This window comes from Okeania sp. (assembly GCF_983059655.1).
The window spans coordinates 4,030-18,632 of record NZ_CEZPJD010000065.1 but is presented as its reverse complement, the minus strand read 5'-3'; the positions used below and the strand labels follow the sequence as shown (position 1 = coordinate 18,632).

9 protein-coding genes are annotated in these 14,603 nt (G+C 38.9%); 8 read left to right on the top strand and 1 reads right to left on the bottom strand.

The window, feature by feature from the left end; all coding sequences use genetic code 11:
• Positions 1-613 precede the first annotated feature (613 nt).
• The 7 genes from AC3DU7_RS06380 (at position 614) to AC3DU7_RS06350 (ending at position 11,445) form a co-directional block, all read left to right on the top strand.
• A complete protein-coding gene (locus tag AC3DU7_RS06380) occupies positions 614-2,341 on the top strand; it encodes an NAD(P)/FAD-dependent oxidoreductase (protein WP_488038517.1) in 1,728 nt (575 codons plus the stop codon).
• Between the two features lie 126 nt (positions 2,342-2,467).
• Positions 2,468-3,787, top strand: a complete 1,320-nt coding sequence (locus AC3DU7_RS06375) for a nickel/cobalt transporter (protein ID WP_488038516.1) — start codon at positions 2,468-2,470, stop codon at positions 3,785-3,787.
• 50 nt (positions 3,788-3,837) lie between these two features.
• Positions 3,838-5,040, top strand: a complete 1,203-nt coding sequence (locus tag AC3DU7_RS06370; RefSeq protein ID WP_488038515.1) for a 4-hydroxybenzoate 3-monooxygenase — start codon at positions 3,838-3,840, stop codon at positions 5,038-5,040.
• Between the two features lie 519 nt (positions 5,041-5,559).
• Positions 5,560-6,606, top strand: a complete 1,047-nt coding sequence (locus AC3DU7_RS06365; RefSeq protein WP_488038514.1) for a cupin domain-containing protein — start codon at positions 5,560-5,562, stop codon at positions 6,604-6,606.
• A 670-nt stretch (positions 6,607-7,276) separates the two neighbouring features.
• Positions 7,277-7,405: a hypothetical protein gene (locus tag AC3DU7_RS06360; protein WP_488038513.1), complete on the top strand. Its 129-nt coding sequence runs from the start codon at positions 7,277-7,279 to the stop codon at positions 7,403-7,405.
• A 1,983-nt stretch (positions 7,406-9,388) separates the two neighbouring features.
• Positions 9,389-9,784 (top strand): response regulator, encoded by a 396-nt coding sequence (locus AC3DU7_RS06355; RefSeq protein WP_488038512.1) that lies wholly within the window; start codon positions 9,389-9,391, stop codon positions 9,782-9,784.
• Positions 9,781-11,445, top strand: a complete 1,665-nt coding sequence (locus AC3DU7_RS06350) for a response regulator (protein WP_488038511.1) — start codon at positions 9,781-9,783, stop codon at positions 11,443-11,445. The genes AC3DU7_RS06355 and AC3DU7_RS06350 overlap by 4 nt, the downstream gene beginning before the upstream one ends.
• A gap of 82 nt (positions 11,446-11,527) precedes the next feature.
• On the opposite strand, the gene AC3DU7_RS06345 is transcribed toward AC3DU7_RS06350, so the two are convergent.
• The gene (locus AC3DU7_RS06345; RefSeq protein ID WP_488038510.1) at positions 11,528-12,448 is read right to left on the bottom strand and encodes a TlpA family protein disulfide reductase; all 921 of its coding nucleotides are present in this window, start codon (positions 12,446-12,448) and stop codon (positions 11,528-11,530) included.
• Between the two features lie 312 nt (positions 12,449-12,760).
• On the opposite strand from AC3DU7_RS06345, the gene AC3DU7_RS06340 reads away from it, so the two are divergent.
• Positions 12,761-14,603 (top strand): NHLP bacteriocin export ABC transporter permease/ATPase subunit (locus AC3DU7_RS06340; protein WP_488038509.1); only part of this gene is annotated, 1,843 nt, incomplete at its 3' end.

Here is a 14,603-nt window from a genome sequence, read left to right as displayed (position 1 = left end):
TTTTGATACTGAGTTTTGCCCCCCTAGTCTCCCAACTTTGGGAATTTTGCCCCCCTAGTCTCCCAAATTTGGGGATTTTGCCCCCCTAGCCCCCCAACTTTGATTTTGCCCCCCTAGCCCCCCAACTTTGGGGGGAATAAGATTCAATTTGCTTCTACAAGTCCCCCAATTTTGGGGGATTTAGGGGGCGAGTGATTTAGCAAAGGAGAAAAGTCAATTTGCTTCTACAAGTCCCCCAATTTTGGGGGATTTAGGGGGCGAGTGATTTAGCAAAGGAGAAAAGTCAATTTGCTTCTACAAGTCCCCCAACATTGGGGGATTTAGGGGGCGAGTGATGTAGCAAAGGAGAAAAGTCAATTTGCTTCTACAAGTCCCCCAACATTGGGGGATTTAGGGGGCTTGTAACGGCTTAGGTTTAACCGAAATAATGTTTACTCTCAATAAAGTAGGAGATTTCACAATAGATATTTCCAAAAATTAAAAATCAAATCAATTATTATCCATAAATTATCAATTATTCCCCTCCTGGGAGGGGTTAGGGGTGGGTTCCCTGTTCCCTGTTCCCTGTTCCCTGTTCCCTGTTCCCTGTTCCCTCTTTTCTGGAGATTTCACAATGAATACAACGACTTATGATGTAGCAATTTGCGGTGGTGGTTTAGCAGGTTCTACTTTAGCTAGACAGTTGAAATTAACAATGCCCGATCTTTCTATTATTGTCCTGGATCGTTTGGCTCGACCTCTACCTGAAGGTGCTTTTAAAGTTGGAGAATCAACGGTTGAAGTGGGTTCCTATTATCTGGCTGAAACACTCCAATTTGGCGATAGTTATTTCAAACTGAATCATATGCCAAAGTTGGGACTCCGTTTCTTCTTAGGTGATGCTCAAGGTAAATTTGAAGAACGTCCTGAACTCGGACTATCTAAATTTCATTCCCCTTCCTCCTATCAAATTGACCGAGGTAAGTTTGAAAATGATCTCCGAAACTTAAACATCGAAGCAGGAATTGAAGTTTTAGAAAGTTGCAAGGTTCTTGATATTACCCTATCTGAACAGAATCAAGAACTCCATGAAATTGTTTACACTCAAGATGACGCGAAGCAAAAGAATACCATTCAAGCTAAATGGGTTATTGATGCAATGGGTCGTCGTCGATTTTTGCAGAAGAAACTGGGTTTAGCTCAACGGAATAGTTCTAAATATAGTGCGGTTTGGTTCTGGGTCAATGAACGGATAGATGTCAGTGATTTTGTTCCCAAAAGTAACCAAGACTGGCATGAGCGTGTCCCTGAAAATCAACGATATTATTCAACCAATCACTTGTGTGGAAAAGGCTACTGGATTTGGATGATTCCGCTCCCCGGTAACTACACCAGTATTGGGATTGTCACTGATGAAACGGTTCATCCTTTCAAACAACATAACACTGAGGAAAAAACATTTGATTGGCTCCAAACCTATGAACCTACTTTAGCGAATCATCTTCAAGGGATTTCAACTCAAAAATTTATGAAGATGCCTCACTATAGCTATTCTTCTAAGCAAATTTTTTCAAATAATCGTTGGGCTTGTGTTGGTGAAGCTGGCGTATTTCCTGATCCCTTCTATTCTCCTGGTACTGACTTAATTGGATTTGGAAATTCTCTTGTCACTCAGATGATTGAAGCAGATATGCAAGGTAAGTTAACCTCAGAAATGGTGACGGAAGCAAATCGCTTTTTACTCACCTATGCCGAAGGGGTAAAAGACAATATTCACAAAGTTTACTCCTGCTTTGATAAAGATTTGGTGATGGCAATTAAGGTGATTTGGGATACCCTATCTGGCTGGGCATTTAGTGCGCCTCTGATGTTTAATTCGATTTTCCTTGACTCTGAAAAACGGGCAAAAATTCGTCAAGGTTCAGGTCGATTTTTTCTGTTAGCTCACAGGATGCAAAAGTTGTTTATAGACTGGGCAGAACGCTCGCAAAATCGGGGGAATTATGAGTATCTTGATTACTTAGAAATGGATTTCATCAAGCAATTGCGATCGCGAAATTTACAATCCAATAAAACTGAACAGCAACTCATCGATGATCATATTGCTAGTTTGGAAATGTTTGAAGAACTTGCCCAAGTTATTTTCCGCATGGCACTTGAAGATACAATGCCTGAAAAATTAGCAGATTTTCCGGAGTCAGCTTGGTTAAATGCTTGGGCAATTAGCCTCAACGAAGAACGATGGGAAAAAGATGGATTATTCCGCCCCAAAACTCAACCCCGTGACTTACATCCAATGACTCAACAACTGCGGCAAAAAATTCATTTCCCTTCAGTTATTAAGGAAACAGTCACGGTTTAAAACTTAGTTTGAATTGAATCTGTTTTCATCTCAAGCACTCAAAAGTTTGGAGTTGTAAATTGAACTGTTGATAATCAACTCCATTCTCTCTTTCCCTGAAAGTTCACTCTTACCCCCTTTCAAACGATGAAAAACAAATGGCGTTGTTTATCCAAACTTAGCTTTATATCCTGTTTGGCCGTATTGTTTTTATCTACAATTCTGAACCTTCCGACTCAAGCACATGGCTCAGATTTAACAGTTGCTAAGATTATTGTGAATCCAACTGAAGCAGAAATTAACCTCACAATACCAACCAATTTAGTAGCTTTCGCAGATGATAATGGAGATCAACAACTCTCCCTAGATGAAGTTCGGACTCATCAAACTCAACTACAAAGTTTCTTCTCTAAAAATCTGCGTTTGACGGATCAAAAAGGAGATTTAGGTTCACTTCGTCTCGAACCGACAAAAGATGTCTCTAAACTGCTGAATTTTACCACTCAAACTAACATCCACAGTACCTTATTTTTAAGTTATATATGGCAGGAACACATTGAAAGCCTGAATATTCGCTATGATCTATTCTCGCCCCTTTTTCCCGATGGTCATGGTCTGGTAAAAGTCCTTCATAATGGACAAGTACAAAGCTACATTTTTAGTTCTAATAATCGAGAGTATTCATTCCAACTTCAATCAAGTTTATCTCCATTTTTGACTCAAAATTGGTGGGTAGTAATCCTGCTTGCATTTTTGTGGGGAGCAACTCACGCTCTCTCTCCAGGACATGGAAAAACCATTGTCGGAGCTTATTTGATTGGGTCTCATGCGACTGCAAAAGATGCGGTAATTTTGGGTATGACAACAACAATTACTCATACTATTGGTGTCTTAGTTTTCGGTGTCATTACACTATTTGCGACTCAATATATTTTGCCAGAACAGCTTTATCCTTGGTTGAATTTATTATCAGGATGTATAGTCGTTCTCATTGGTCTAAATCTATTTTTTCTGCGAATTTTTCCATCTGAATCTGAACACCATTCTCACGACCATTCCCATCACCATCACGACCATTCTCATGGCCATTCTCACGATCATTCCCATCACCATCACGACCATTCCCATCACCATTATCCGAATAACTGGCGCAGCCTTCTGATGATTGGAATTTCTGGTGGTTTAATGCCTTGTCCAGCAGCTTTAGTTCTTTTACTCAGTATGATAGCTCTCAATCAGATTAGTTTCGGCTTGGTTTTAGTGTTGATATTTAGTTTAGGATTGGCTGCAACATTAACAGGTTTAGGTTTGATATTCGTCAATGCTAAACGACTCTTCAAGCGACTGCCAAATCAGGTTCGTTCGATTCCTTTCCTCTCGGCAACTAGTGCTTTAATTGTATTCTTAATTGGCTTAGTAATTACAACGCAAGCACTCTTTCAAATCCAATTTGTTCTAGTTGGATAGTCCCGAGGCTGTTCGGAAATCAATGTAAATTTACTTTCAAGGAAACGATTATGTTGACAACAACAATCTTGAAGACATCGGTCTGTATTCTCGGTTCTGGCCCTGCTGGTATTGTTCTGGGAAGTATTCTGCTGAGAAACGGGATAGACTGTATTATCATTGATAAGTACAATCGCGAAGAAATTTATGCTCGTGGACGGGCGGGGGTTATTGAAAGTACAACGGTTGAAATTCTCAGAAAAAATGACCTGGCGGATACCCTGTTGAAAAATGCTTATACTCACGGTTGCTGTGAGTTTCGCTATCCTGATAAAAGCCTAACTTTTGAATATGGAAGCTTAAGTGGAGGAGATGTTCATCATGTTTATCCTCAAAGCGATCTCAACGATGATTTGATTGAAAAATATATCAATGATGGTGGTAAGTTACTTTTTCATTATGAAGGCAAAAAGATTGTTCAAAGTGATGACAAAGTCGAAGTTGAATGTTATGATTTAGATAGTCAAAAAACTGTAACGATTCAAGCGGATTTTGTAGCTGGATGTGATGGTTATCATGGGTTAGCTCGTCAATCTGTTCCCTCTGAAGCGGTAGATATTTACAGCAAACAATACAACTATCGCTGGTTAGCTATTTTAGCCTACGCTCCCCCTTCAGCCCAGCATACTCTTTATGGTGTACATCCAGATGGTTTTGCAGCTCATATGCTTCGCAATAGCAAGATTTCTCGCTATTACCTTCAAATTCCCAGCACCGATACTTTAGAAGATTGGTCAGATGAACGCATCTGGGCTAATTTACGCCAGCGGCTTGCTAAAGAAGGATGTCCATTAAATGAAGGTGAAATCTTTCAAAAGCGTATTATGGAGCTGCGGAATTATGTGATGGAACCCATGATTTATCAGCGATTATTATTAGCTGGAGATGCCGCTCATATTATTACCCCAATGGGTGGAAAAGGCTTAAATTTAGCGGTGCAAGATGCGGGAGTTTTAGCAGAGACATTGATTAGCTACTATCTAGAAAACCACGATCTTTCTTATCTAAACCGCTACTCCGAAATTCGCTTGCCCTACATCTGGCGTGCTCAAGAATTCTCTTACAGTTTGTTGACAATGTTGCACTCACCGGAAGGAGAGGATTTAGAGGATGTACGTTTTCGACGTAAACTCAGTGAATCTAAGCTCTCTCAATTAACAACTTCATCAACATTTGCTAAGAATTTTGCCCGAAACTACGTTGGAATTGTTTAATTTTTTAAATTCATTGGAAGGTTTTAGATAGCCACATTCAGTTGTCATTGTTTGATACTTCTGAGTTGACTACTAGATGTAAAAAGTTTAATAGTGCGCTTCGGGCGATCGATTAAGTTTGTTCTCAAATTTTAGGGGAAAGTAATTTATATGCTGGTTGCTTTCCTCCCAACACTAAAACACACTTTATCAAAATAATTGGGTCTAAAACCCCACCTTTTAAGGCGAAATATTTTTGGAGCCTTGCTCAAATACCCTACTTCCCCTCCTGGGAGGGGTTAGAGGTGGGTTAATATCATGTCCGGATAATTAGTGATGAAAAAACTTTCTCCTTCTCTTCTTCTTTCTTCCCTCCTGTTTGCGGAGCATTCCGTAGGAAATTCTGTTTGCGGAGCATTCCGTAGGAAATTCTGACTCCTGAGTAGTTTATTTATAACTATTCAACCGGACATGATATAACTTCTAACTTCTGACTTCTGACTTCGTTAAAGTGTGAGTCTCCAGCAACTATTTTTATTAATGAATACAAAAACTAAGTCTACCGCATTTTACCTCGCTAGCTCATTTCTATTAACTTTAGGAATCAGTTTCCCCGCACAAGCTCACGTTGGTTTACATTTCCATGACCATGAACAACAGGATTCCTCAACAGCAACATCTAGCTCGACAGAAACATCTAGCTCGATTGATATCTATGATTTTTTGAATGGCCCCATTCCCACGGCGATCACTGATTATGTAGCCGGGTTAGATGATACCTCAGCGACATCTTTATTCTACCAAGATTTAGAAACTGCATGGGTTGCAGGTGGACGAATTTCCTTTGTTGAAACAGGTGAAACCACTAATGAAGAATACACCTTATTAGATGTGGTTGTTGTACCTGGTGGTGGTACTCCATTACACTTCCATGAAAATGAAGCTGAGTGGTTTTTCATGCTGGATGGTACTTTAGAGTTTCAATTAGAAGACCAAACAGCACTGGCATCACCTGAAACGCTTATTTTGGGCCCCGAAAATGCCACGCACGCCTTCCGAAATCAGACATCAGATTTGGCGAGGCTACTCATTTATTTTGAACCTCCAGCTGAAGACTTTTTCCAGGAAGTCGGTCAGCCAGTCACAGATCCATTTAATCAACCTCCTGTAAATCCTGAAGAACTTTTGGCAGCCGGCCCACCACACGGGCTTACATTTCCTAGTGCACTAGAGTTTGCCGGTAATCAATTCTTCACTGACAAAGGGTCTTCTTTCGCAACAGTAAACGTAATCCGCACTGGTAATGTTGAGGATATCGTTGGTGGTAGCATTTTTCTAGGCACTGAAACTGAAATCCCAATTGAGTTTGGTATTGGCGAGAGTTTTAAAAGTATAGATATTCCCCTACCTAATGACATTAACTCCATTGACTTATTCTTAAAAAATCCTACGGGTGGAGCTTTTATTGGTCTGCTAGCAGACCAGGCTATTATTAGCACAATATCAATCCCTGAGTCTTCTTTCCCTGTTGGTTTGTTAGCTTTTGGTACAATAGGTGCAGGTTTAATGCTCAAAAATCGGAAGTAAAATCAATGGAATGTAGAACGTAGTTTCATGTTTAATTCATCTAAAATCAAGTCTTCTAAAACGTAAGCATTTCCTACGGAATGCTGCAAAACAGCGGTCAGTTATCAGCTATGAGTTATTCGCTCATTATCGCACCAAAGTCTCCAAGGGGAATTAACAGTTGTGTTTGCTTCCGCATTCCGCGTAAAAGAAACAGGTTATCTGATAACCTTAGTAAGTTATTACGTTCAAAAGCTGATAACGCTGTTCCTCTGTAAGAGGCTAGCTGACTGCTAATAGCTGTTTGCGCAGCATTCCGCAGGAAATGCTTACTCTAAAACGGTATAAACAGAAGTTTAGCGTCAGACTTTTTTAATCTCAAAAACTAAAAACTAGAGTGGAAAAATTTAGGCTCTGAAATCTCTTTCATAGGTTTCATACCAATTTCAAAAAAGAATTATATAAAAAGTATATCTATAGTAATCATAAATAGGTTGCGACAAATAAAAAAGTAGATAAAAAAAACTGAAACTCTTACCTGTTGGCTGTTCCCTGTTCCTTTCTCCCTAAAAAGCAGTAAGATTTTTGACACGAATAAAATAGGATTGCTATAGAAAGGATATGCTTAAAAACAGCCGGTTAAGTTCATTTTATAGCGCTGTGCGCAGGCAATAGGCAACAGGCAATAGCGGTGCGACCCCGCGACGACGTTAGTCGCAAGCGGTCAGACCCCGCGTCGCCGTCAGCTCGCTTGCGGAATGCTGACCAAGAGAGGGAACGCGCACCAAGAGAGGCAATAGGGGGAATAAATTGCAGATAATATAAGACTTTTAGCTATTTGGCCACTCCTGCAATTTGTAAATATACCAGCGCTCATTGCTATAGATGATTATTTCTATCGTTTTTCCCTTTATTTCAATATTCATCTCTTCTTCTTTATTAAGCTAAGAAAAAACTATAAAAACTGGAATAAAAAATAAATGAAAAAGAGCCGAACAGAACAATAATTACCTCCTCAAAGTTTTATTCAGCTCATAATAAATTCTGATTTCAACTAAGTAAAAATATCTGGTATAATGATCTGTCTGACTGTCAGGTAGCAGAACTATTATTGATTGTGATTTGATTACTTAAGAATGATTGCATACTGTAGTATGCATAATAAAAGTTAAATAATAATATTTTATGAACCTCAAAAAAATAAGTGATTGCAGGCTGTAATATCTGGAATAAAAGTAATATAATGTCCGGGTAATTAGTGATAAAAAAACTTTCTCCTTCTTTTCTTCTTTCTTTGTCTCCTGTTTGCGGAGCATTCCGTAGGAAATTCTGTTTGCGGAGCATTCCGTAGGAAATTATGAGTAGTTTATTTTTAACTGTTCAACTGGACATGATATAAAACAATATTTATTTGTGATTTCATAGCTCAAAGTGATTGTAGATAGACAGATTAACAATAAATACAAATACTCCCGTATCAGTTATAGCGCTACGCGCAAGTCAGAAGTCAGAAGTCAGAAGTTAGAAGTAATCCCTGACGCTCGTTTGAGTGTCTATAATTGCCCTAACCTATTTGCGTAATGCTATATCGAACAAGATCGGACGCGATCGCTTGCTCGAAAAAAGTGTTTGTGGAGCATGAGCTAAGATGTCTCACAGTCTCCTTTCTCGAAATGTACCTCTTGGTTATTTGTCAAAAAAATTAGATGTATTTGCCCTGGTCTAAACTCCAGTTATATTATGTCCGCTTGAATACTTATTCTTTGGTGGAAGGAAGGCAGAAGGCAGAGGGTAGAAGATTTTTTTCCCATTGTGATTTAATTCTATACACCAACGATGCTACCGGACATGATATTAAAAGACAAGTGCATATATAGTGCTACGCACAAATTAGAAGTCAAAACTCAAAAACGAGTGCGTAATTCTGAGGCTTCCTCAAAATGCTCCGCAAACGCATTTACATTTGTAAAGTATTCAGTAGGATAATCGCCCCTACTCCTGAGATCAAGCCTCATTAATTAGCCATAATAAAAATCTTATTCTCTCTCAAGAAAATATTTTTTTCCGTTTCTTGGAGCGCTACCAGATGCGACTTTTGTCGTCGCGGAGTTGCAGCGCTTTGTCATGGGGAGCAAACAAATTCCCTCTTAATTCCCCTATTCCCTAAATTTTTTATTGGGGTTATTTTAAACAGACATAGTATGATACCATGTTCAGATAATCAGTTATCAAAAATCTTCTTCCTTTGAACTTTTCTTTCCCTTCTGCATTCTACCTTCCTTCAACTAAAGTATAAAAGCCATTTGGAATATTAGCTAATGTTGGGTTTTTAGGCCAATAAGTGAGGATATTGATATTTAATTACTATAGATAGATATCTCCAACAATCAAAAATAAAATCAATTATTGCACTGTTATTCATCAATTCTTTCCCCCTACAGCAAAGCTGCCTACTCCCTACTCCCTATGCGTGGAGGAGATGCTTATATAGATCCGTTTAGGGGTTCTATAAATATTCAACCGAACATGATATGACTCCTCACAACAGTTATTTATTAAGTATTCAACCGAACATGATATAACCCTATGATTCATAATATTCTTTTAACAAAATAGTAGGATTTATAATACTCTTTTTTTTCATTGTTATTACGTAAAATTATCTTTATATTGGCTAAGTATGGTGTAAGTTTAGTTACAATGAACCTCACAGGTAGAGTTGCTTCGTCAGTCCCATTACTTATATAATTTAATTTAATTTAATGTAATTCCCTAAAAATTGGCCACTTAATCCTAAAATATTATGACTGAAGCAGCAATCCTGTGTGTTGATGATGAAACTGTTATACTGGAAACCCTTCAGGAACAAATTAGCCGTCACTTTGGTGATAAATTTGTGTACGAGGCGGCCGAAAGTGCTGAAGAGGCCCTAGAAATTCTTCAAGAGCTAGATGAGGAGGGAGTGAAGATTGTGCTAATTGTCTCTGATTGGCTAATGCCTGGAATGCGGGGGGATGAGTTTTTAGTTCAGGTATATCAACGATTTGGTAATATAAAAACAATTATGTTAACTGGGCAAGCTGATGAGTCGGCGATTCAGCGAGCTAAGGAAGAAGCTAATCTTTACTCCTGTATCTATAAACCATGGCGGAAAGAGGAGTTGGTTAAAATCATCACAACAGCCCTTGAGTCAGTATGAGCGAACTAGCAATTCTAATAGTTGATGACGAACCTATGGTTTTGGAAAGTCTCTCTGAGGAGTTACAACGAAACTTTGGTCAAAATTATAGTATTGAAGCGGCTGAAAGTGGTGAAGAGGCGCTCGAAATTTTAGAGGAATTGCAGAGTGAAGGAATAGAAGTTGCTGTAGTTATTTCCGATCAATTAATGCCTGGAATTAAAGGGGACGAACTCCTGAGTCAGATTCATCTTCTATATCCATATATGTTGAAGATTATGCTGACGGGTCAGGCTGGAGCAGAGGCAGTGGGAAATGCTGTGAATTCAGCTAATCTCTACCGCTATATTACTAAACCTTGGGATACCACAGATCTCAATCTGACAATTAAGGAAGCACTCAGCAAGTACTTGCGCGTCAAACAACTCGAACGACAAAATACTCAACTGCGGGAAAATGAACGTCGCCTGACTCAGTTTTTGGAAGCGATGCCAATTGGTGTATCGGTTCATAATGTGAGCGGAAAACTTACCTATGCTAATCAGAAAGCTAGGGAATTACTCAATTTAGATGCTTTACCCGATAGCAAGATAGATCAAATTTCAGATACTTTTAAAATCTATAAAGCAGAAACCAAGCAGTTGTATCCTTCAGAGCAACTGCCGATTGTGCTTTCGCTGACAGGAGAAACGGTTCATTGTGAGGATATAGAAATTCATCACCCAGATCGGATTATCCCGATGGAAGTCTCGACTACACCCATTCGGGATGAAACAGGCCGGATTTCTCAGGCGATCGCCGCTTTCCAAGATATTAGCAGTCGTAAACAAGCCGAAGCCGAACGAGAACAGTATACGAGAGAATTGTTTGAGCTTAATGAAGCCTTATCCAGATTTGTTCCCCGTCAATTCCTCCAATCTCTTGCTCGCAAAAGTATCACTGAAATTCAACTAGGAGAGTCTGTGCAGAAGCAGATGTCAGTTTTGTTTGCTGATATCCGTGCCTTCACAACTCATTCGGAGCAGATGACTCCAGAAGATACATTGAAGTTTATCAATAGCTATCTCCGACGTATGGAACCTGCGATCGTTGAAAATGGTGGTTTTATTGATAAATATATTGGTGATGAAATCATGGCACTGTTTGAAGGAAGTGCGGATTCTGCGCTCAATGCAGCAGTGACCATGTTGAAAACCCTAGCTGAATATAACTTAACCCGACAACGCCCAGACCGCCGACCTATCGAAATTGGCATTGGCATTAATACAGGGAAGTTGATATTAGGAACGGTAGGCGGTAACTCTCGTATTGATACTACCGCCATTGGTGATACGGTTAATCTTGGTTCCCGCCTCCAGCATTTAACGAAAGTCTACAATACTCCACTGCTCATTTCTCATCATACTTTAGCTTGTCTGGAGGAACCGATGAAGTATGCCATACGAGCGATCGCTCAAGAGCAAGTTAGGGGAAAATCTAGGAAGGTAGGGGTGTTTGAGGTATTTGAGGCCGAGCCTGATGAAAAAAAACAAGTCAAATTGGAAACAAAGCCAATTTTTGAAGCAGCTTTGATTCACTACTATGCAGAAGCAATTGAGGAAGCAAAATCTTTGTTCAATTACTGTTTACAAAAAAATCCTAGTGATTGTGTTGCTCAAATTTATCTGCAAAGGTGTGGCTAGTATTGCTACGCAGAAGTTAAAAGTGGGGCATCTAGCATGTAATTTTGAGCGGACCTCAGAATGTAAGACAAACTCAAGACAGTCAATCATTAGACCCCCCCTGATTAATTTTATTAATAAACCACATCGGCATTAACCCAATCCATTTTTCTTGAATAACTCCATCTTGCAAAACAACTGCTGTAGGTACGACCTCTATCTTCAATTTTTTATAAAACCTTTTATCTACTGCAACAACGGGAAAATTCAAAAAATAACGATCTACAAAATCTTGACCTTCTTGAATATTTTCAGCATCTATTAATCCAACTATTGCTGGTAAATTATCTTGCCATTGTACTAACTTCAACACACCTAACCAATGTTTACATTGAGAACATTCAGGGCTCATAAATACAACAATTACAGACCCAGACATTAGAGATTCTGAATCTTCTCCCAGCCATTCTATCTGCCATTTTCTGTTTTCTTGTAATGGTGTAAAATCAATATACGGACGACCATTTTCTTGCATATATTCTAGGGAGCCAGCAGCTAAAGCATAGCTAATTATAAAAATTATTAATACTATCAGCCATTGCCACAAAAAAGTAGGTTGATATTGACCAAAAAATTCAGCAAATATTAACAGAAAAATATAAATAGCATTGAGAATTAAACTTTGGACAGGAGTAATTTCTAACCAACCGTTATAACAGCCACAATCTTCAGTTTTACCAGTTGATGTACTCCAGTAAGTAAGCACTGATAAACTAAGTAATAATAAAATACTTATAGGCATAATTACAGTTGGTAAAACTCTCAAAATTAAAGCAACTCCTAAAGCTGATTCTATAGCAGTAAATGTTAGGGAAGTAGGTATAATTAACTGAGGATTTATTAAATCTAGTTTGGCAATATGTTGGGTAAATTTCCAAGGTTCTATAATTTTGGCAAGACCAGTAAAAAGAAAAATATTACCCACTATAGTTGAGGAAGTAGAAGCTAACGTAAATAATATCATATTCTAGATTTTTTCTGCTAATAAAGTTGATAGTTTACTAAATGATGATTGCTATAATTTATAATAATATCATCTCCGGATAATTAAGAGGATATCTGAAAAGTTTTTTGATACTGAAATTTGCCCCCCTAACCCCCCAAATTTGGGGGAAACAAGAGTCAATTTGCTTGCTCTAGTCCCCCAATTTTAGGGGATTTAGTGAGCTTGGATGTAGAAAATAGGACTTCTCAGACAACCTCTAACTATAAAAAACCTTCTCCCTTTGAACCAATATTCCCTTCTGCCTTTTGCCCTCTGCCTTCCTTCCACACTATGAATCAAAATATAAACCGACAAAAGACACAAGAGGCACTAATAGAATTAGCATCAGTGCTGCAACCAGAATTAAGTCAAATACCCCAAACAGGTACTCCCCTATTAATTGCTTTCGGTATAGTAGCCAAAGCATTAGGCATAACTGTTAATTTTACACCAAAAATAGAAACCGAAGTAACAGAAGTAGGATGGGAAAACCCCATAGAAGCGATCGCTAGTGCATCCCACATTCGCACCCGTCGCGTTACCCTCACAAACAAATGGTGGCAACAAGACTGCGGACCTCTGTTAGCATATAACGAAGCCAAAAATCGACCAGTTGCCCTGCTAAAAGCGGCAAAATATGAAATTTTTGACCCCATAGAATTGACCCGCATTCCACTTAACCAGGATACAGCTCAAGAATTAGCATCAGTAGCTTACACTTTTTACCGCCCTTTTCCCCATAGAGATATTTTAGCCTTCGATATCTTTAAATTAGCTTTTAGAGGTCAATTTAAAGATTTACTAACAGTTGCCATCACTGGTACCATAGCTACTCTATTAGGAATGTTCACACCAGTAGCTACAGGCATCATCATTGATAATGCTATTCCCGATGCCAACGAAAAATTATTAATAGAAATAGGTTTGGGTTTGTTAGCTGCCAGTTTTGGAGTAACAATATTTCAATTAACCCGTAGCTTTGTCACTCTCAGATTAAAAACCATATCTAGCTCCACCATTCAAGCAGCAATATGGGATCGACTCCTCAAACTTACACCAGCCTTTTTTCGAGAATATTCCACAGGAGATCTACAAAACCGCGTTTCTGCCATTAGTCAAATTCGCGATCGACTCACTAGCACTATCCTCACAACAATATTCACCAGCTTTTTCTCCCTACTGAATTTAATATTACTATTCATCTATAGTTTTCCCCTTGCTCTCATAGCTCTTGCTATCGCTTGTCTCACCAGTCTTATCACCTTATGGTCAGGAGCGATCGCCCGTAAAAAATTACGCTCCTTTCAAGAAATATCAGGAGAAATATTCGGTTTGACAGTGCAACTCATTGGCGGAGTCTCAAAACTACGAGTTGCTGGTGCCGAAGAACGTGCTTTTGCTTATTGGGCAAAAAAATATAGCCAACAAACAAGACTAATGTTGAGTAAGCAACTCATTGAAGATCTCGTTACTGCCTTCAACACAGCTCTACCAACTGTAAGCTCTATTTTACTGTTTACATTAACTGCGTATTTAATTCAAACACAGGAAACAGGTTTATCCATTGGAAAATTTCTAGCTTTTAACACTGCATTCGGTACATTTATTAGTGGAGCGACAAACTTAAGCAAAACCATCGTCAGTATTCTAGAAATAACCATATTATGGGAACGCGCTCAACCTATTTTAGCAGCAAAACCGGAAGTAGACATCAATAAATCCGATCCAGGGGAACTTTCCGGTAGGATAAAACTAGATCGTCTTAGTTTTAACTACCGCCCAGATACTCCACTTATTATTAATGATATTACCATTGAAGCAGAAGCAGGAGAATTTATTGCTATTGTTGGACCTTCTGGCAGTGGAAAATCAACTATTGTCAGGTTACTATTAGGATTTGAAACACCAGTAGCAGGAACTATTTATTATGATGGGCGCGACTTATCAACCTTAGATTTAGCCAGAGTGCGACGACAGTTAGGAGTGGTGTTGCAGAATGTACGACTCAATGGTGCTTCTATTTTTGAGAATATTGCTTGCGGGGCGTTAATAACGGTAGATGACGCTTGGGAAGCCGCTGAAATGGCGGGTTTTGCAGATGATATCGAAGAAATGCCAATGGAAATGAATACTA